Source organism: Campylobacter sp. Cr9 (assembly GCF_020138295.1).
Lineage (GTDB): Bacteria > Campylobacterota > Campylobacteria > Campylobacterales > Campylobacteraceae > Campylobacter_E.
In genome coordinates this window covers 148,096-167,819 of sequence record NZ_JACGBH010000002.1, presented here as the reverse complement: position 1 = coordinate 167,819, position 19,724 = coordinate 148,096, and the positions used below count along the sequence as shown (strand labels likewise).

Genomic DNA, 19,724 nt, shown 5'->3' with positions numbered 1-19,724 from the left:
CAAATTCTTATTTTTCAATTATCCTTGCAATATCGTTAAAGCTTGTAAATGTTTTTTAACATGATTTTGTTTTCTTAATAGTATATTTTATATAAAAATAAATTAAAATCTTAAAGCAAATTTCAATAAAAGCCTTTATTGATTTTAGCACCCTTAATTCTTATAAAACTAGCAAAATTAAAATTTCAAATAGTGCAGGGTAAGAAGTATTGATTTTATTTCAGCCATTATGTCTTCTGAGTTGTATTTTATAATTTATATGTTGGGACTACATAACCACACCCATCTATATAATATTCTCTCTCTTCTTTTTCTTTTGTATGTGAGTTATATAACATTACTTGCATTTCATCTCCATCTATAAATTGAAATGAATTTTTATCAAAAAATCTTTTTTCAAAAAATACTAGATTATTGTTAAATTCATTAACTTCTTTAAATTCTAAATTATCTAGAGTTTTAAGAGATTTAACTTCATCAATGCTGTTATAATTTTGCACTTCATATATTTTTGCATTACTTAATTTAAAATAATTTGCAATTGCTCTTTTATATTTTTCTTCTTTTTCCAAATTACATTTATATCCGCTTTTAGAATAATCATGTTTATAATTTGTATACTCATTTTTAAAATCCCAAAATGATGTATAACCTTCTACTTCTAATTGCCTTTCAAGAGAGCAAAGCTCTTTTTTAGTTTTAAGAAATTTATCATAAGTTGAATTAAAATATTCACTATAAAAATCATTTAAAATCATAATGAGTATTGGAATGCCAACAAGGGCTAAAACCGAAAACGCCACACTCAAACCAACAAATAAAGATTTTTTTATTAATCTTTAATAAAAGAAAACATTTAAAGCCTTTTAGTGTTTTATATTTTATTTATTATATTTGATAAGGGTTATAAAATTTGTAGATATTTTAGAAGAAAGAACTTGAATTAGGTTTTTAATTCCTATTTCAAATTCTTTGAAATTATTATTGCTCCATTGCTTTAGCAACTTCTCTTGAGCTTTCTTTGATTTTATTCATGCAATCATTAGCTGTATTTGCTAGATTTACGCTTTCATTTACTTGAGCTATGCTTTTGCTAATGCTCTCAACCACGCTTGCACTTACATTTCTAATAGAATTAATAGTCATTGTAATTTCGTTAATTGATGTTGCTGTGCGTTCAGCTAGTTTTCTAACCTCATCAGCAACCACTGCAAAGCCGCGTCCATGCTCACCCGCACGAGCTGCCTCAATAGCAGCATTTAGTGCTAATAGATTTGTTTGCTCTGCAATATCTTTAATGGTTTGAATAACTGATACGATCTCATCTGATTGAATATTTAAAGAATGAACTAACTCGCTACTTTCATTCATAATCTCAGCTATTTCTTGAACGTTTTTAACACTTTTTGCTATTACTTTGCTACCTTCATCGGTGCTTTCATCGTTCTTTTGTGCTAGTTCGCTTACGATTTTGTTCTTATTCATATCTCTTATAACTTGTCTGCTAACATCGCTTGCAAACTTGATTACTTTATAAACCTTGCCTTCTTGATTATAAACAGGATTATAACTAGCTTCTAAATATACAGGGGTTTTATCCTTGCTATATCTAATGAATTGTCCTGATTGAAAAATACCATTTTTTAAGTCATCCCAGAATTTTCTATATGCACTGCTTTTTACATATTCTTCATCGCAAAACATTGAATGGTGTTTGCCTACAATTTCATTTTTTCTATAATGCATAGTATTTAAAAAGTTTTCGTTTGCATCTAGGATTTCTCCATTTGGATCAAACTCAATTAAAGCCATTGATTTGCTTGCGGCATTAATTGTATTTTTTAAATCTAAAAGCTCGTTTTCATGCTCTGTAACATCGGCTGCAAATTTTATAACCTTATAAACTTGATTATTTTCATCTGCTATTGGAAGATAGTTTGCTTCTAAATAAATTGCGTTTTTGTCTTTTGTAAATCTTTTGAATAAGCCACTTTGTGGAATATTTCTTGATAATTCTTGCCAAAACATAGGATAAGCACTTGAATTAACATAAGAGCTATCGCAAAACATTCTATGATGCTTTCCTTTAATCTCTGCTAAAGTATATTTTGTAGCCTTTAAAAAATGCTCATTTGCATCAACAATATTGCCTTTAACATCAAATTCTATAATAGCCATTTCGCCATAAATAGCTTTTAATATAGCTTGTTTATCTTTTAACTCAAGCGATAATTTTTCGGTATTATCCTTGTTATTTTTAAAAAACATATTTTTACTCCTATTTTAAGAAAAATGGGCGATTATATGTATTTTTACTTAAAGTTGTATAAAAAAATAATAATAATTTTTATTGTTTTTTAAATTTTGTTTTTATTGAATATTTTTTAATTTATTATTAGTTTTTATTGATAAATTTTTAGGAATTTGATAAAACAAATTCCTAAATTATCCTTTATAAACATCTTTGTATTTTTCTTTGATTGCGAATATTTCTTCTTTACAAGCAAAAAATGCTTCAACAACCTTAGGGTCAAACTGAAAACCTGAATTATCACTAATATATTTGCAAACTTCATCTAAAGGCCAAGCTTTTTTATAACATCTATCGCTTGCTAGAGCATCAAACACATCAGCTAATGAAACAATTCTTGCATAAATATGAATATCTTCACCTTTTTTACCCATAGGGTAGCCACCACCCGCAAATTTTTCATGGTGTTCGTGAGCTATGATTGCTGCTGCTTCCATGATTTTACCCTTAAATCTATGTAGCATTTCATAACCAATTTGAGCATGTTTTTGCATTGTTCTAAATTCTTGTTCGTCAAGTCTTCCTGGCTTATTAAGTATTGCATCAGGAATTCCTATCTTACCTATATCATGAGTAGGTGCTCCATAGCTTATAAGTGTTACTTCTTCTTCACTTAAGCCCATTTGTCTTGCTATTGCTTCGCTAATTTTTCCAACTCTTTTTACATGATTTCCTGTTTCTTCACTTTTGCTCTCTACCATTTCAGCGATTGAGTAGATTAAGTCTTTTTGAGCGTTTAGGATATCTTCTTGAAACTTCATACCTTCATAGATTTTGCCAGAATAATCAGCTGCAATTCTTAAATAATCTAAGTCATCTCTATCAAAGTTATTATTAATATTTGTTAGTTTATTTAAAGCTTGAAATACTCCTATTACTTCATGCTCGCTATTTAAAATAGGCATTGCTAGAATTGATTTAGTGCTATATTTTGTTCTTTCGTCGTTTGTGCTATCAAAATATGGATTACTCTTAGGATTATTTTCTAATATAGCTTCTTTTGTTTCAATTACACGACCAACAATACCTTTTCCAAAAGGAACTCTTATTTCATTTACGCCATCGGCGTGTAATGTGTAGTATTCTTTTCTTTCATTATCTATAAACCATACACTACATCTATCTGCTTGAATGTTTTGCTTAACCATTGTTCCTAAAGTATTTAGATTCGCTCTTGAGTCTGAATTCTTAGAAATTTGCGAAAAGCATTCAAGAATGGTTTCGAGTTTTTGTTCTTGGTCTAGATTATGTCTTTTTAATACATTGATTACGGCTTTATCGCTATTATAGTTTGTATTAAACTGCATAAACGAGCCGTTTTTAATAATCATTCCGTATTCTTTTAAAATATCTAGTTCTTTTAATTCTTCTTCAATTCTTTCTTTAAAACAATATTTAATGTGATAAACGTGGAAAATCACATCTTTTCTTGCTTCATCTTGGATTTTTTTAAGTAGCTTAGGGGTTAAATGTTTTGAATCTCTTGCTAGTTTTTCATAACTTGAATCAAAACTAACATCTGCAATAACTTGCTTAATATCTTTTCTTGAGTTAATTAATTCAACTATTCCTTCATGATAATAAGTATCTGAAGTAAAATATATACTATCATTTCCATAGCTCATAATAAAGCCATAGCTACCCTCTGAATGATAGCTCATAACAGGTTCAATATAAACATCATCTATTAATATTTTATCACCTATATTTATTTCTTTATAAGTGATTGCATATTTTCCATTAGCAAGTTTGATTTTAGAAAAATCAGGCCAAATTTTATTATTAAAAAAGTGATCTTTTAAGCTTTGTATGCTTTCTTTACTTGCATATAAACAAATACTATCTTGAAGTTTTAGAAAATAATTATCAACATATAAAGCAATAGCACAAATGTGGTCTAAATGAGTATGAGATATGAATACATGTTTTATAAAATTGTCATTTGTTGGTTTAGGTAAAAAACCTGCATCAATAACGCCACTTAAACTAAATTGAATACAAGTTAGATTATCGCTTAAATATTTACTAACAGATGAGCCTTCAAAAACTATTCTATGTGTGTTAAAAATATTCATTATTTAATCCTTATTATATACACTTGAAAACGCTATGAAAGGTTTGCAAGTAAAATTTGGTTTATTATAGTTTAATTTTTGTTTATCAAGACCTAACATAAGGCCACCACTTTGATTTATCAAAAAGTCCCCAGCAGCTAAATCCCAAGAATTAAGCATTTCATATCTTAAATATACATCAGCAAAGCCTTCAAGCAAAGCACAAAATTTTAAAGCCGAACCTATATTTAATGCTGTGTAGCCGTAGCTAAAAGGTATTTTTGCATTATTTTCGTTTTGATCTTTTCTTAAAGATACTAAAGCTTTATTAGATTCTTTTTTAATTTTATTTAAGATTTCTTGATTTTTATAAACTGGCATACCTTTAGCTGAATAATAAATATCTTTATTGCAAACATCATAAATTAAGCCTAAAATCGGTCTAGTCCCATCAATCAAACTTATGCAAATGCAAAAATTCTTTCTAGTTTTTAAATAATTAGTAGTTCCATCTAGTGGGTCTATTAGCCAAAATGGAGCTTTTTTTCTTTTTTCATAATCAAGTATTTGCTCTTCTGAACAAATACTAATTTTACTTTCTTTTAAAATATCACATATTATTTCATTTGCTTTTAAATCAGCTGAGCTTACTAAACTACCATCTGGTTTGGTTTTTATTAAAGGATGTTTTATGCTAAGCAGTTCTTCTCCTGCTAATTTTGCAGCTTTTTTTGCAAGAGTAAGTAAATCTTGCATTATTTTTCCTTAATCCAAGTTTGACTTCTTCCTATTAAAGAAAAGCCTATATATCCCCTTAAAATTAATTTATCATCTTTAAAAGTAGCATTAGCTCTATATAATTTACCGCTCTCAGGGTCAATTATATAACCACTTTTATATGTATTAGCACCTTCTTTTTTTAGTTTATATAAAAGTGGAGCACCTACAACTTTCATTTTACTAGCATCTTTTGCATGGGTAAAAAATGGATAAGTTTTCTCACAAGCATCGCAAATCTCACTATCAGGATATTCAAATAGTTTTACTACTTTACCAAATAATTCATTATTTTCTTCATAAATATGCCATCTTGCAGTTTGTTTTCCTTTTTCATCAACGCTAATGTAATAGCCATAATCTTTTGCGAATAATATTCCTATGAAACTTAAAATTAATAATAATTTTTTCATTATTTCTTATAACCTTTGAAAATTTTTTGATTTTGGATTTATTATATCATCACTTATATTTACGAAATCTTTATGTTTATATGCATTAATGGCTGCTCTTGCTATCATTAAAGCATTATCAGAACAATACTTTAATGGTGCTAAAAGTAGTTTTGAATTATGTTTTTTAGCAATTTTTTCTAATTCACTTCTAAGTAGCAAGTTTGCACTAGCACCCCCAACAACTCCTAAAGCTTTATAATGTCTTTTTGATAAAACTATATTTAATTTATTAATTATATGCTTACACGCAATTCTTTGAAATGCTGCTGCTATATTTGCCTTATCTTGCTCTAAAGTATTATTATCTATGCTATTTTGTATAGCTAATCTTACTTGGTTTTTAATACCTGAAAACGAATATTCAAGTCTATTTTTATTAGGAATTGGTAAAGAAAACTCATAAGTATTATTATTTTCAAGTTTAGCTAATTCTTCAATAAAAACTCCACCTGGATAACCTAAATTCATCATTTTTGCAACTTTATCAAAGCTTTCACCAAAACTATCATCACTTGTGCTTGCTAAAATTCCTATTTCAAATTCTTTTGAAATTTCAATTATCATAGTATGGCCACCACTTACTAATAAAACCAAAAAATCATTTTCTAATTCGCTATCTAAAAATAAAGAGCAAATATGTCCTTTTAAATGATTTACAGCTATTAAAGGTAGATTTAATGCTACACTTAAAGCCTTAGCCATAGCAACACCGCTTTGAAGTGATACTGATAAACCTGGTTCATTTGTAACTGCAATTGCTTTTAAATCATTAAAAAATAGCTTAGTTTTAGCTAGTATTTTAGGTAGGGCTTCGGTATGTAGTCTTGATGCAAGTTCAGGCACAACTCCACCAAAATCTGAATGCTCATCTTGAGAGATTTTTTCATAAAAAACACATTCATAAGTATTTACATCAATAACTGCGATGCTTGAATCATCGCAGCTACTTTCAATTGCTAATATTAGTTCTTTCATTTTGGCTTAATCATATTTGCAGGAACAACGAATTTATCAAAATCATCAGCGCTTAATAATCCTAGTTCTAAGCAAGATTCTTTTAAGCTTATTCCTTTTTTGTGAGCATTTTTTGCAACTTTTGCAGCATTTTCATAGCCTATGTGTGGATTTAGTGCAGTTACTAGCATTAAAGAATTGTTTAGATTATAAGTAATCTTATCAATATTTGGAGTAATTCCGATAGCGCAATTATCATTAAAGCTAATCATAGCGTCAGCTAATAATCTTAAGCTTTGTAAGAAATTATAAATAATTACAGGCTTAAATACATTTAGCTCAAAATTACCTTGAGAAGCTGCAAAGCCAATAGCTGCATCATTTCCCATGACTTGAACGCTAACCATTGTTAAAGCTTCGCTTTGAGTAGGATTTACTTTACCTGGCATAATTGAACTACCTGGCTCATTTTCTGGAATGCTAAGCTCACCTAAACCACATCTAGGACCACTAGCAAGCCATCTAATATCGTTTGCTATTTTCATTAAGTTTGCTGCAAGACCTTTAAATGCACCATGTAAAAATACTAAAGCATCGTGGCTTGTAAGTCCGTGGAATTTATTTGGGCTACTTATAAACTTAGTGCCTAAAAGCTCGGTTAATTTCGCTGATACTTTTTCACTCAGCTCTGGATGAGCGTTAATTCCAGTTCCAACTGCTGTTCCACCAATTGTTAGCTCTCTTACATCTTCAAGTGCTTTTAAGATATGTCTTTTTGAGCTTTGCAACATATATACATATCCGCTAAACTCTTGTCCTAAAGTAAGTGGGGTTGCATCTTGTAAATGTGTTCTTCCGATTTTGATTATATTTTCAAATTCTTTTGCTTTTTTATCTAGTGTTTTTTCTAGAATTTCTAGCGCAGGAATTAGTGTTTTTTCAGTTTCTAAGACTGCAACAATATGCATTGCTGTTGGGAATGTATCGTTTGAGCTTTGGCTCATATTCACATGATCGTTTGGATGAACGATTTTTTCTTTTGTAAAATCCATTCCATTTAGTTTAGTTGCAAGGTTTGCTATAACTTCGTTTAGGTTCATATTTGTTTGAGTGCCTGAGCCTGTTTGCCAAATAGCTAATGGAAACTCATCATTATGTTTGCCAGCAATTATTTCATCACAAGCTTTAACGATAGCATCTTTTTTAGCATTATCTAATTTACCTAAGTCGTTATTTACTAAAGCTAAAGATTTTTTAAGATACGCAAAAGATTGTATTAATTCTACTGGCATTTTTTCTGTGCCGATTTTAAAATTTTCCAAACTTCTTTGTGTTTGTGCTGCCCACAATTTATCTGCAGGAACTTTTACCTCACCCATTGTGTCGTGTTCAATACGATAACTCATTTTATTCTCCTTTTATTTGTAATTTTTAATTAAATCAAATGTTGCGTTTTTAATAACATCAATTGTGCTTATTTCGCATCTTTCATAAATACTATGTGGATTTAATATATTTGGCCCAATTGAAGCGCATAATAATTCATTTTGTTTAGTCTTTAAAACCCCACACTCAAGTCCTGCATGAATACTACTCATACTAGCTTTTGGATTATATTTTTGTAAAGAATTAAGCACTGCATAAGTAAAATCATTTGGCACAGGTTCCCAAGGCTCATCTTTTGCGATAAGCTTTACATTATCATTGTTAAAATGTGCTTTAGTTTTATAAAACACTTCATCTAAATCTGCTGAATTATCACTTCTTGCAAACATTTGCAGTTCTAATTCATCGTTATTTTGCTTGATAATTGCTAGATTTACGCTAGTTTTTACTATATTTAAATCTTTTGAATAAGACCAAACTCCGTGCTTATAGCTTGCAAGACGGCTTAAGATATCTTGTTCTATTACTTTTTCGCCTTTGCTTTCAAGCTTAATAATTTCTATATTTTCGCTTGATTTTAATTCAGCGTCGCTATAAAAAACAGCCTTTGCATTTACGCTTATGCTATTAGTTCTTTCGCCTCCATTAAAGCTTACTAATTCAGCATCATTTTTGTATAAAAATAAAGCCAAATCACTTATTGCGCTAGGAATATTTTTAACAATATCAATTCCACTATGTCCGCCTTTATAGCCTTTAGTGTGAGCTTCATATAGGTATTTTTTACTAGGATTTTTGTAGCTTAATTTGATATTTACATTCATCATTAAACTTGCCGCACAGCCTATAATAACTCTATCTACGCACTCACTATCAAGATTTAATAAATGCTTTGAGCTAATTTTTAGCTCTAAATTATTAGCTCCTATTAACCCCACTTCTTCATTAGCAGTAAATAAGCATTCAAGGTCGTTAAATTCATTCATAGCTTCCATCATAATGGCAATTCCTATTCCATTATCAGCGCCTAAGGTTGAATTATTTGCTTTAATAAAACCATCGCTTTCTATTATATTTATATTAGGTGCATCGCCTACACAAACCATATCATAATGACTTTGTAAGCATATATTAGGATTTCCTTTTTTGCATAAAATATTTTCTGCTTTATCAACTAGCACTTCAAAGCCTTTTGATTTAGCGTAATTAATTAAAAAATCTTTTAATTTCACCGCATCAAAACTACAATGCGGAATTGCTGCAATTTGCTTGAAATGTTCTAAAACACTCATTATTTCTCCTTAATTTTTTACGAAAACATTAGATTTTAAAGTTTAATAAAGAGTAAGTTTAGTGTGTAAATTAGTAATTTATTTTAAAGTGTGTAAAATAGTAATATTTTTAAAGAATTTGAAATAGGAATTTCAAATTCTTAATCTTAATATTTTTCAAAAATTATTTTGTCATTATTAGCATTAAAATAAGTATCAAATTTCACTTTAAAGCATTCTTCTAAAATATCTAATTTAAGTTCATTAACTTCTCCAAAAAAAGCACTCTTACCTTCTTTAAGCAATAAAATCTTATCAGCATATTTTAAAGCATGATTTATATTGTGAATATTAATAATTGCTGCGACATTGTAGAATTTACAATATTGCTTTATTAGTTCCATAATTTCCTTTTCTCTTGCTATATCTAAATTAGCAGTTGGTTCATCAAGGAACATTAATTTTGGCTCTTTTGCTAGCATTTGAGCAACTATTACTAATCTTTGCTGACCGCCTGAAAGTTCGTTAAAATTTCTTTTTGCTAAATGTTCAATTTTTAAATGACTTATTACATGCTCAACTCTTAATAAGTCCTTATCGCTTACTTTAAACCTTAATTCTCCTATTCTTCCTAGCAAAATAAATTCAAAAACACTCAAACAATCATTTGAAACAATATTTTGAGTCATATAGCCGATTTTTGTTGGTTTTATTCCTTCTAAATCTATTAAACCACTATGATTTAAAACACCAGCTAAGCATTTCATTAAAGTGCTTTTTCCAACTCCATTAACCCCTAAAACCATTATAATTTCGCCATCTTTTACGCTAAAATTAATATCATTTAAAATATTTTGATTTTTATAAGAAAAACTTAAATTGCTAACTATCATTTAATACCCTTTTTTAGCAAAATACTTAAGAAAAATATAGCTCCTATTAAAGAAGTAATAATTCCTATCGGAAATACTACTCCATCAATTACGCTTTTGCTAATAGAAGAAGAAATGAGTAATAACAAACTTCCAACAAGGCTAGAAAATACTAGGAAAAATCTTTGTTCTGAGCCTATTATTAATCTTGCAATATGTGCGCCCACTAAACCAACAAAACCTATAGTTCCTACAAAACATACGCAAATGGTAGTAAGAAAAGATATTAATACAAGCATTGAGATTTTTATTTTAAAAGTTTTTACTCCTAAGCTTTGAGCTTTTTCATCTCCTAATAACAAGGCATTTAATTCCCAAGATTTCATCAAAACTATTACTAAAACAATACTAAAAGCAATAAATAAAATTAAGCAATTTAAATAAGTAGCTCTTGATAATGAGCCAAAGGTCCAAAACACTATGCTAGATACTTCAATTTCATTTGCAAGATAAATTACAAAAGCTTGCAAACTTTGGTATATAAAAACCATAACAATACCTATTAAAACTATGGTTGAACCACCTAAAAATATCCTTTTACTTAAAAAATATATAGCTAGAATGCTAATGGTTGAGAATATAAAAGCAAGAGATGAAATCCCAAAAAAAGCTCCATCAAACAGCAATATTCCTAAAGCAGCACCAAAACTAGCAGCCGAGCCTATACCTAAAGTATAAGGAGAGGCTAGGGGGTTTGCTAGTATTGTTTGCATAATAGCTCCACTAAGCCCTAAAACTGCTCCAGCAATTATTGCCATTAGAGCTTGAGGAATTCTAATATCAAATAAAATAACTTTTATACTCTCATTGCTTTCATTAAAAAATATAGCATTTATTATAGTACTAGGTGAATATTTAGCAGGCCCTAAGCCTATATCTACTACTAAACAAATTAATAAAAGTCCTAAAGCAATTGCTAAATAAATTAGTCTTTTTAATACTAATTCTTTATAAAAACTACCTACTTTCAAAACTTAACCATCCAAGTTCCGCTTAGTGGTATAGGATAAAATTCATTGAAAAATAACTCTAATTCTTTTTTAGGGTCTATATCGCTAAATAATTCAGGATGAATTGCCTTAGCAAAGAATAAAATTCCTGCAAAATCAAATATATGCCTACTTAAATCATGATATAAAGCATACATATTTTTGTTTTTAACAGCATTGATTTTACTCCAGCCAAGTCTATCTTCATAAGCTTTTAGATTAAGCTTAGCTTGTTCTTCTGTTATGTTATAGCCTAATGGGATATTTTTAAAACTATTTTCAAAATAATTACCTGCAAATATTATTACATCAGGATTAGCTGATATTATTAGTTCTGGGTTTAATGGAGCGCTTGTTCCTTTTATTTTGCCTTTTGCGATATTTTCTCCACCAGCTAATTCAATAAAAGCTCCCCACATTTTATTATCCCAAGTTACGCCTATTTGCATAGCACCTGCTTTTTCACTAAATTCTGCATATACTTTAGGTCTTTTTAAATCTTTTGCATTATTAATTCTAGTTGTTACTAAATCAAACTTAGATTTATAAAAATTATTTATTTTTTCTACTCTTTCATTTTCGTTAAAAATCGCACCTAAAATTTGCATACTTTTTAAGTGATTATCTAAGTTTTCATCATGAAAATCTATAAAAACTGCAGGAATATTTGCTTTTTCTAATTTTTCTAAATTATTTTTTACATATTCATAATCTATCTTTGCAAATATTACTAAATCAGGTTGTAAAGATATTATTTTTTCAAAAGATATAGTTTTTTTAGGACCATAACCAATGTCAGGAATATCTAAAAGAGTAGGGAATTCTTTAGTAAAAGCATCCCAGCTAGCTTGTCTTCTACCATGCCAATATTTTTTAGACCAAGCAGCTATTTTTGATACACCTTGCTTACCTGTTGCGCTGAAATATTCTTCAAAATAAAAAGTTAAAGCTACTTTAGAAACATTATCTTTAATATTGACTTTGCGACCTAAAATATCTGTAACTTCTATTGAATAAGCATTAAGTAAAATAAACATTACAAATAAAACTTTTTTAAGCATAAATAACTCCTTAATAATTTAATTGATAATTTATATTAACTTAAAAATTTTAAGTAATTCTTAAACTTAATTAAGAGAAATCGTAATTCCTATTTCAAATTCTAGAAATTAATTTTATTTGTATAAACTAAAAACATTTTTTAATATTTAATAAAGGTTATTAATGAATTTTTTGCAAAAACAAGCTTTAAAATATACCTGTAATTTTTTAAATAAAGAACTAAAATCAAAATTCAAATTCCAAGAAGAAATCGTGTTAAATAATGCAAAAGACAACAAAAAGGTAATGCTTTATATTCATGTGCCGTTTTGTCACACATTTTGTCCATATTGTAGTTTTCATAAGTTTGCTTATGATGAAGAATTATGTAAGGAATATTTTAAAATTTTAAGAGTTGAATTGCAACAATTTAAAGACTTAGGATATGACTTCAATACGCTTTATGTAGGCGGTGGAACTACGCTTATAAATGAAGATGAGCTTATAAAAACTCTTAGTTTATGCAAGGATTTATTTAGTATTGAAGAAATTTCTTGTGAGAGCGATCCAAACCACATAAAACCAGAAGTTTTAAAAGATTTTAAAGGGCTTATTGACAGGCTTAGTTGTGGGGTTCAAAGCTTTGATAATGATATTTTAAGAAAGGTTAATCGCTTAGAAAAATTTGGCGAGCAAAAAGAATTAGTAAAAAAATTAGAATTAGCTAACGGAATACTTCCTACTTTTAGTATTGATTTGATTTTTAATTTTCCATCACAAACTAAGCAAATGCTAATTAAAGATATAGAATTAGCAAAAAGCATTGCTCCATCGCAAATAACCTTGTATCCATTAATGAAATCTAATTTAACAAAAGAAATAATCGCTGCAAAATTAGGAATAGATAAGCAAGACAATGAATATGAGTTTTATAAGATAATTTGTGATTATTTTAGTGATTATGAGCAAAATAATTCATGGAGTTTTTCTAAAGATAGAACTAATTTTAATGATGAATATGTAAGTACTCATCATGAGTATATTGGAGCTGGAAGTGGGGCGTTTTCTTTCACAGAAAACAAGCTTTTAGTAAATGCTTTTAAGCTTGATGATTATAAGGCAAAGGTGCTAGAAGGCAAGAATAAAAAACTAGCTCATATTGATTTTAGTAATGAAGATGTGATTAATTATATATTTTTAACAGAATTTTTTAAGGATAATTTAAATATTAATAATTTTAATCAAAATTATAATTGCGATTTAGAAAAACATTTAGGTTTTAGATTAAAAGCAATGAAAAGTGTTGGTGCAATTAACATAAATAATGGTATTATTCAAAATACTTTTTTTGGCAAATATTTAGCACTTACTTTAATGAAAGAATTTTATATAAATATGGACTTAGTAAGGGCGTTTTTTAGAAAGGATTTATGATTATGAAAAAGGGCTTTTTGCTTTTTATATCTTTATTTTTATTTGCAAGAGAAAATCCATTTGTTCCTATTGTAAATATTAATAATCCAAGTCCTATTGAAGAGATTAAAGAATTGCAAAAAATAGCCTTTAATGTCCCAAGTGATGCAAGAATTTTAAATAAAATAAAATTAATTTATACAAATGTAGATGGGACTTTAAAAGAATACGAAATAGATGTAAATCAAGGGCTTGATTGGCATAAAGTTTATATGCTACTTGATGCAAGAGAGCTTAGTATAAAAGAAGATAAAGAGCAAAAAACAGAGCTTAAAGTTGAAGATAAAATCAAATTAGCTTTAAACAAAGAAGAAGAAAAAGAGCAACCTATCAAAATACCAGAAATAGTAGAAGAAGTTAAGCAATATAAGCCTTTAGAATATACTTTTTCAAATGATTTTAATGTAATACTTGATAAAAAAAATATACATATAAAAACTCACAATAATTTACTTAGAGAATTTAGCCTAAAAAATCCAAATAGAATTGTAATGGATTTTAAAACCAATAATGTCCTACAAAACAAGCATTTTAAAATGGAAGCTGATTATGTTGATGAGATATATTCAGGGGTTCATAGAAATTTTTATAGACTTGTTATTAAATTAGATGGAATTTATGATTATGATATTCAAAAAAATGTAGGAGAATACATTATAAAATTAAAATAAAAGGAGTGTTATGAAGAAAATCATTTTTTTAGGCGCTGGATATGCGAATTTATCTTTAATCAAAAGTCTTAGTAAAGAAGATTTAAAAAAGGCTGAATTTTTATTAATAAATAATAATTCATATCACTACAAAACAACAGAATTACATAAAATTGCAGCAGATGAAAGCGAAAAAAATATTAAAATTGATTTAAAATCAATCATTCCAGAAGAAATAGTAATCATTCAAGACACAGCTATAAAAATAGAGCCTAATAAATTGTATTGCAAAAACACTGATTATGATTTTGATGAAATTTATATAGGTTTAGGAGCGAATAAAAATACTTTTGGCATTGAAGGGCTAGAAGAAACTTACGAAATAGGCGATTATGAAAACGCACTTAAAACAAAAGAAGATTTGTATAAAAACCTAGAAAAATCAGAAAGCATTTATAAAAATGTTGTAATTTGCGGAGCAGGTTTTAGCGGGGTTGAATTATGTGCTTCTATTGCTCAAGTTTGTAAGTCAAAAGATATAGACGCAAATATTTATATAATTGAGGCAATGGATGAAATTTTGCCTATGTATAACAAAGAATTAGCTAAAGTTGCTAGAAAATATTTAGAGAATTTAGGGGTAAAAGTCTTAAGCTCACATAAAATTATAAAAAAACAAGGCGATAGAATTTATTTAAATGATGAAGAAAATTATATAGATTCAAAAAACATTATTTTTACTGCCGGAGTTAAGGGAAATGCAGTTATAGGAAATAGTGTGTTTGAGAGCAAAAACAATAGAGTTTTAGTTAATGAGTATTTGCAAGCTCCAAATTATGATAATTGTTATATTTTAGGAGATTGTTCTTTGATTATGAATAATGATAGACCTTTTGCACCAACAGCACAAATTGCTTGCAAACAAGGAAATTATTTAGCAAAAAGTCTAAGCGCTAGACTAAATAATCAAAGTTTTAAAGAAAAATTTAGTTATAAAGACCAAGGAAGTGTTTGTTCTTTAAGTGAAAAATACGCAGTTGCAAGCGTGCAAGGTAGAGATTTTAGTGGCTTTTTAGCAAAAGTTTTAAAGAAATTTACCGAGATAAAATGGCAATATAAATTATTCGGCTTAAAAGGCTTATGATTTTTAGTATTCTTTAAGAATACTAAAAATTAAAACATAAATACACTAACTTTTTTTTACCTATTCTTAGTTTAAATTCCTATTTCAAATTCTTTTAAAAATTACTAGAATTTGAAATAGGAATTAGTAATTTTTATTCAAGATAATTTTAATAATTGTTTTAATTTTTGCTATGATATAAGTATTTTAAATTTAAGGCATTTAAATGTTTTTTTATAAAAAATGTGAAGTTTGTAAAAATAAAATTCCTTTACCTAAAACACATGTTTTTGATGATGATTTAGGATATATAATGAAATGTGATTATTGTGAAGCTATTTACAAACACCAAACAAGAGATATTTTAGGAATTTTGATTTTTATTTGCAATGTTTTTGCCCTTATTTTTAGTATTATTTTAATGTATGTGTTTTATTGTGTTATAGCTAACGAACTTATATGTTTTTTATCTTGTTGTTTTTGTATGGTTATTTTATGCATGTATTTCATATATTAATTATTGATAAATATGTTCTTGTTAAAAAGGATAAATAATGGCTTTTAAAAACGCAATTATTGATGATAGATTAGAGAAAAAATATTCTTTTGTAGATATTTGTATTAAGCATACTAATGATTGGTATCTCAGACAACATCATAAATTTCCTTTTGAAAAACGCATTGTAATAGATGAAGAATTAGACTGCTGGTTTATAAGATGTATGAATTTTGATGACCCTGAGCTAGACCATGCAAAGCTTAGTAAGTCTTTGTGGATTTTATATTACAAAGGCGAGCATATAAGGATAATTTTAGATTATGATATCAAACAAGAGATTGATAATGTAGTTTATAATAGAGTTTATAAAATTCTTTCTATAAGAGATAATAAAACATTAAATGAAAAAGAAATAATAGTCTTATTAAGAGAAATATTAGCTGTTTATAAATGGGACGGAAGCTTAAATAATGATAAAGAATTTAAAGCGTACATAATAGATGAAGTATTGGGGGAATACTTATAACAAAAGGAGATTTTATAATGGAAAAAATTGTGATAAAAATTGTAATTTTAATTGCAATATTGCCAATTTATTGTTTTTTGTTTATGATGGTTATTTTTGGATATTCTGCTCATGATATGTCTAATTTATCAATTCTACAAGCACCTTATGGAAGTTTGATTGGTTCAATATTTATTATACCTTTATGTTTTTTAACTCATATAATATATTTCACTGTATCAAAAGAATTATGCAAAGCGTTTTTAACTCTTGTGTTTTGCTTATCTTATATCCCTGTTTTGACCTTGTCAATAGGTGCAATAATAGCTTTGATTTTGCCATTTGTGTATTATTATTTGTTAGTAAAGTTATACAAGAAATTTTTTAAAAGTAAATCAAGCTTTATAGGTAATACTCAGCTTAAATTAGATTTTAAAAATATAGAAATTAATAACGAAATTTATGAAAAATATAAAATAAATGAAGTGCTTTCTAAATTCAATACACAAGATACTATATTTAATACAAAAACAATGCTAATTGATAAAGAGTTTGAATGTTTTTTCATAGATTGTGATTTAAATTCAAATAGGATAATTTGGATTTTAAACTATAAAACAGATATTATAAAAATAATTCTTGTTCATAAAAAACGCCTATCAAATGATAATACTATATTTGCAATCATAGATATTACCGGTAATAATTTGCTTAGCGAAAAAGAAGTGGTTCGCTTGTTAAAAGAAATCTTAGACATTTATAATCAAGATAAACAAGTAAAATACACATTATTAGATAAGAAATATTAAATGATTAAAGAGAATTTAAAATTTATAATCATACTTGCATTAACTCCTATAAATGCTGTTTTTATATATCTTGCAATTAAATCTTGTTTTATTGAAAATTATTTGTTTTTAATGTTTGTTTATATGTTTCTTCATTATTTTGTTTTATCAATGAAGTATTTTTATGATAAATCAAAACTTTTTGCTATTGTTTTGTTTAGTTTAATTTCACTTATTTTTGTAGTAGAAAATTGGCTATATTTTATGATTTTTATTGTTATTTATATCCTTGTAATTTATATATTAAGAGAAGTTGATACAAGCAATGCGATTTATGTGATTAATCCAAAAAGATTTGATTTAGCCCATATAACTTTTGGATTTTTAATGCTGCTTTCATTTATTAGTATTGTAAGCTTTTTAAAAGATGAATTAATTATTTATAAAATAATCGGCGTAGTAATTATATTATGCACTTTAATTATGTTTTGCGGTGTTAAAAGAGTGGTTTGCTATGAAGATTGCTTGGTATTTGTAAAAGGCTTAGGAGTTAGCAGAATAAAATATGATGATATTAAGGAATATTATTTTCTTAAAACAAATTTTAAAAATACTATAAGAATTTTTTTAAAGCGAAAAAGATTTAAGATTTTTTATAAATCTTATGAGCTTTCCTTTAATAAATTTAATAAAAGCGATTTAGAAAAATTAGAAGAATTAATCAATAAAAATGAAAATAAAAATAAAGGAAATATATTGAAATTAGTTTAAATAAAATTTATTCTAAAAACAATGCTATTTCATCACTTAATAAGTAGTTTTTATTAAATAATCTTCCATTTTTAATATATATTAATTCTTTTAAATCATCAAGTTTTGATAAATCCTTAATAAGTTCTAAGCTAACCCCTACATTTGATCTAAGACCTAAAAAAATGCTTTCTAATCTAATATCATCTAAGCTTAATATTTCTTTGCTTCTTTTTAATGGATTATTTATATATTCAGCAAGACTAGAGCTTGCATAATAGCGAATATTTTTGCTCGTTCCTACACTTGAAAGCCCAATGCCGATATAATCATCTTTATTCCAGTAAGCTTTATTGTGAGAGCATTCGTAATCACTTGAACTTGCAAAATTGCTTATTTCATAGGCTTTTAAGCCTATTTTATTGATTTGTTCGTAAAAATAGCAGTTTAGCTCATCATTTTTTTGTAAATAATCTATTTTATTAGCAAATGGAGTATTTTCTTCAAGTATTAAAGTATAAGCGCTTAGATGATTTAATTCTAAACTTTTTAATACATCAAGCTCATTATTTAACATAGTTAAATCGTCCATAAAAGTTCCATATATTAAATCAATACTATAATTTATCTTTTCTTTTTTAAGTAGGGCGATTTGATTTAGTGCTTCAAGTGATGAATGGCTTCTATTTAAGAATTTTAGTTTTTCATCATTAAAGCTTTGAACCCCAAGACTAATGCGATTTAGTCCATAATCTCTCATAATATTAAGCCATTCAAGACTTAAAGAATTTGGATTTGCTTCAGCACTTATTTCGCAATTTGCATTTAAAAATGGCTTTAGTAATTTAAATAAATTTTCATAATACTTTGCAGGTATAAAACTAGGCGTTCCACCCCCAAAATATATGCTTTTTATGTCTTTAGAAAAAGGCAAAAACCTTGATAAATCTAATTCTAAAGCCTTAAAATACTCATTTATTTTTTGCTTATTTGTAAAGCTAGCAAAGGAACAATAAGAACATTTGCTAGCACAAAAAGGAATGTGAATGTATATTCTCATTTTAAGCTTTTAAATTAAATATATTTTCGCCTAATTTTGCGATTTGTTCATCTATCATTTTAAAGGCATTTTCTAAGGTTTTATTAGCTAAGCTCATATAATCATCTTTAAAGCCAAACTTTTTAAACGCTTCATTAAAGCCATCTAGCAAACCATTTTTTGCTGTTTTTAATTTATCAACATCGTTATTTGCTAGTTCAAGAATACTATTTGCTATTTTTTGACCTGAGTTTTTAGCTCCAAATAAACCATTTTCGCTTATTAAGTCTTTTGCTAATTCCTGATTCAAATTCTTTAAAGTTAAATCCTTAAAATCATTTAAAAAGTTTTTGATATTTCCCCTATTGTTCGCTATTTCATGAAGATTACCTTGAATGCTAATTTCTGTAATGCTGATTTCAAAACTTAAAGCAAAAAAGCTGTCATTTTCTCCTTTTGCTGTTAGTTTTTCTAATTCTTTGTCGTTTAGTTCTACTCCGTAATTTTTTAAATTTTCTTTTATATTTTTTTGTGCTTCATCTTTACTTTTAAAGCTTCCTGCTGCTTGATAAGATAGGGTAATATTTTTTGCACTAATTTGCATTCAAACTCCTTAAATAAATTATGATTTTATATCGGATAAATTTAATTAATTCTTTAGGCAAAATGTTGCTTTCAATTAAATTTTTCTTGATAGTATCGTATGAAATTAATTTTAGGTTATTAG

19 protein-coding genes and 2 pseudogenes are annotated in these 19,724 nt (G+C 27.3%); 7 read left to right on the top strand and 14 right to left on the bottom strand.

Annotated features, from left to right (window positions below; translation table 11 throughout):
* Nucleotides 1–248: 248 nt before the first annotated feature.
* The 12 genes and pseudogenes from AVANS14531_RS02200 to AVANS14531_RS02150 form a co-directional block, all read right to left on the bottom strand.
* Nucleotides 249–803 carry a hypothetical protein gene (locus tag AVANS14531_RS02200; RefSeq protein ID WP_336611162.1) on the bottom strand — a complete coding sequence of 185 codons (555 nt, stop codon included), beginning with the start codon at nucleotides 801–803 and terminating at the stop codon, nucleotides 249–251.
* A gap of 178 nt (nucleotides 804–981) precedes the next feature.
* A pseudogene (cetZ, locus tag AVANS14531_RS09200) lies at nucleotides 982–1,404 on the bottom strand (energy taxis response protein CetZ); the annotation flags it as partial.
* Between the two features lie 105 nt (nucleotides 1,405–1,509).
* Nucleotides 1,510–2,268: pseudogene (locus AVANS14531_RS09195) on the bottom strand (PAS domain-containing protein); the annotation flags it as partial.
* A gap of 177 nt (nucleotides 2,269–2,445) precedes the next feature.
* Entirely contained in the window at nucleotides 2,446–4,386 is a 1,941-nt protein-coding gene (locus tag AVANS14531_RS02190; protein ID WP_336611160.1) for an HD domain-containing phosphohydrolase, read from the bottom strand.
* 3 nt (nucleotides 4,387–4,389) lie between these two features.
* Nucleotides 4,390–5,121: a 3'(2'),5'-bisphosphate nucleotidase CysQ family protein gene (locus AVANS14531_RS02185; protein WP_336611159.1), complete on the bottom strand. Its 732-nt coding sequence runs from the start codon at nucleotides 5,119–5,121 to the stop codon at nucleotides 4,390–4,392.
* Nucleotides 5,121–5,555: a DUF2147 domain-containing protein gene (locus tag AVANS14531_RS02180; RefSeq protein WP_336611158.1), complete on the bottom strand. Its 435-nt coding sequence runs from the start codon at nucleotides 5,553–5,555 to the stop codon at nucleotides 5,121–5,123. Before AVANS14531_RS02180 ends, AVANS14531_RS02185 begins: the two co-directional genes overlap by 1 nt.
* Nucleotides 5,556–5,561: 6 nt before the next feature.
* Nucleotides 5,562–6,572: a tRNA (adenosine(37)-N6)-threonylcarbamoyltransferase complex transferase subunit TsaD gene (gene tsaD / locus AVANS14531_RS02175; protein WP_336611157.1), complete on the bottom strand. Its 1,011-nt coding sequence runs from the start codon at nucleotides 6,570–6,572 to the stop codon at nucleotides 5,562–5,564.
* On the bottom strand, nucleotides 6,569–7,957 hold the full coding sequence (gene fumC, locus AVANS14531_RS02170; protein ID WP_336611156.1) for a class II fumarate hydratase: 1,389 nt from the start codon (nucleotides 7,955–7,957) through the stop codon (nucleotides 6,569–6,571). Before fumC ends, tsaD begins: the two co-directional genes overlap by 4 nt.
* Before the next feature lie 12 nt (nucleotides 7,958–7,969).
* On the bottom strand, nucleotides 7,970–9,229 hold the full coding sequence (locus AVANS14531_RS02165; protein WP_336611155.1) for a M28 family peptidase: 1,260 nt from the start codon (nucleotides 9,227–9,229) through the stop codon (nucleotides 7,970–7,972).
* A 146-nt stretch (nucleotides 9,230–9,375) separates the two neighbouring features.
* Nucleotides 9,376–10,101: an ABC transporter ATP-binding protein gene (locus AVANS14531_RS02160; RefSeq protein WP_336611154.1), complete on the bottom strand. Its 726-nt coding sequence runs from the start codon at nucleotides 10,099–10,101 to the stop codon at nucleotides 9,376–9,378.
* Nucleotides 10,098–11,111: a FecCD family ABC transporter permease gene (locus tag AVANS14531_RS02155; RefSeq protein WP_336611153.1), complete on the bottom strand. Its 1,014-nt coding sequence runs from the start codon at nucleotides 11,109–11,111 to the stop codon at nucleotides 10,098–10,100. Before AVANS14531_RS02155 ends, AVANS14531_RS02160 begins: the two co-directional genes overlap by 4 nt.
* Nucleotides 11,108–12,190 (bottom strand): ABC transporter substrate-binding protein, encoded by a 1,083-nt coding sequence (locus tag AVANS14531_RS02150; protein WP_239818488.1) that lies wholly within the window; start codon nucleotides 12,188–12,190, stop codon nucleotides 11,108–11,110. The genes AVANS14531_RS02155 and AVANS14531_RS02150 overlap by 4 nt, the downstream gene beginning before the upstream one ends.
* Before the next feature lie 163 nt (nucleotides 12,191–12,353).
* On the opposite strand from AVANS14531_RS02150, the gene AVANS14531_RS02145 reads away from it, so the two are divergent.
* The 7 genes from AVANS14531_RS02145 (at nucleotide 12,354) to AVANS14531_RS02115 (ending at nucleotide 17,979) form a co-directional block, all read left to right on the top strand.
* Entirely contained in the window at nucleotides 12,354–13,604 is a 1,251-nt protein-coding gene (locus AVANS14531_RS02145) for a coproporphyrinogen III oxidase family protein (RefSeq protein WP_336611152.1), read from the top strand.
* 2 nt (nucleotides 13,605–13,606) lie between these two features.
* Complete coding sequence (locus tag AVANS14531_RS02140; RefSeq protein ID WP_336611151.1) at nucleotides 13,607–14,314, top strand: AMIN domain-containing protein; 708 nt, start codon at nucleotides 13,607–13,609, stop codon at nucleotides 14,312–14,314.
* Nucleotides 14,315–14,324: 10 nt separating this feature from the next.
* Nucleotides 14,325–15,437, top strand: a complete 1,113-nt coding sequence (locus AVANS14531_RS02135) for an NAD(P)/FAD-dependent oxidoreductase (protein WP_336611150.1) — start codon at nucleotides 14,325–14,327, stop codon at nucleotides 15,435–15,437.
* Nucleotides 15,438–15,642: 205 nt separating this feature from the next.
* The gene (locus tag AVANS14531_RS02130; protein WP_336611149.1) at nucleotides 15,643–15,933 is read left to right on the top strand and encodes a hypothetical protein; all 291 of its coding nucleotides are present in this window, start codon (nucleotides 15,643–15,645) and stop codon (nucleotides 15,931–15,933) included.
* A 37-nt stretch (nucleotides 15,934–15,970) separates the two neighbouring features.
* Nucleotides 15,971–16,441 (top strand): hypothetical protein, encoded by a 471-nt coding sequence (locus tag AVANS14531_RS02125; protein WP_336611148.1) that lies wholly within the window; start codon nucleotides 15,971–15,973, stop codon nucleotides 16,439–16,441.
* A gap of 17 nt (nucleotides 16,442–16,458) precedes the next feature.
* Complete coding sequence (locus AVANS14531_RS02120) at nucleotides 16,459–17,229, top strand: hypothetical protein (RefSeq protein WP_336611147.1); 771 nt, start codon at nucleotides 16,459–16,461, stop codon at nucleotides 17,227–17,229.
* Complete coding sequence (locus AVANS14531_RS02115) at nucleotides 17,230–17,979, top strand: hypothetical protein (RefSeq protein ID WP_336611146.1); 750 nt, start codon at nucleotides 17,230–17,232, stop codon at nucleotides 17,977–17,979.
* A gap of 7 nt (nucleotides 17,980–17,986) precedes the next feature.
* Here the strand turns inward: AVANS14531_RS02115 and hemW are convergent, their stop codons facing one another.
* Nucleotides 17,987–19,018 (bottom strand): radical SAM family heme chaperone HemW, encoded by a 1,032-nt coding sequence (gene hemW / locus AVANS14531_RS02110; RefSeq protein ID WP_336611145.1) that lies wholly within the window; start codon nucleotides 19,016–19,018, stop codon nucleotides 17,987–17,989.
* 1 nt (nucleotide 19,019) lies between these two features.
* Nucleotides 19,020–19,601: a hypothetical protein gene (locus AVANS14531_RS02105; RefSeq protein ID WP_239818504.1), complete on the bottom strand. Its 582-nt coding sequence runs from the start codon at nucleotides 19,599–19,601 to the stop codon at nucleotides 19,020–19,022.
* Nucleotides 19,602–19,724 lie beyond the last annotated feature (123 nt).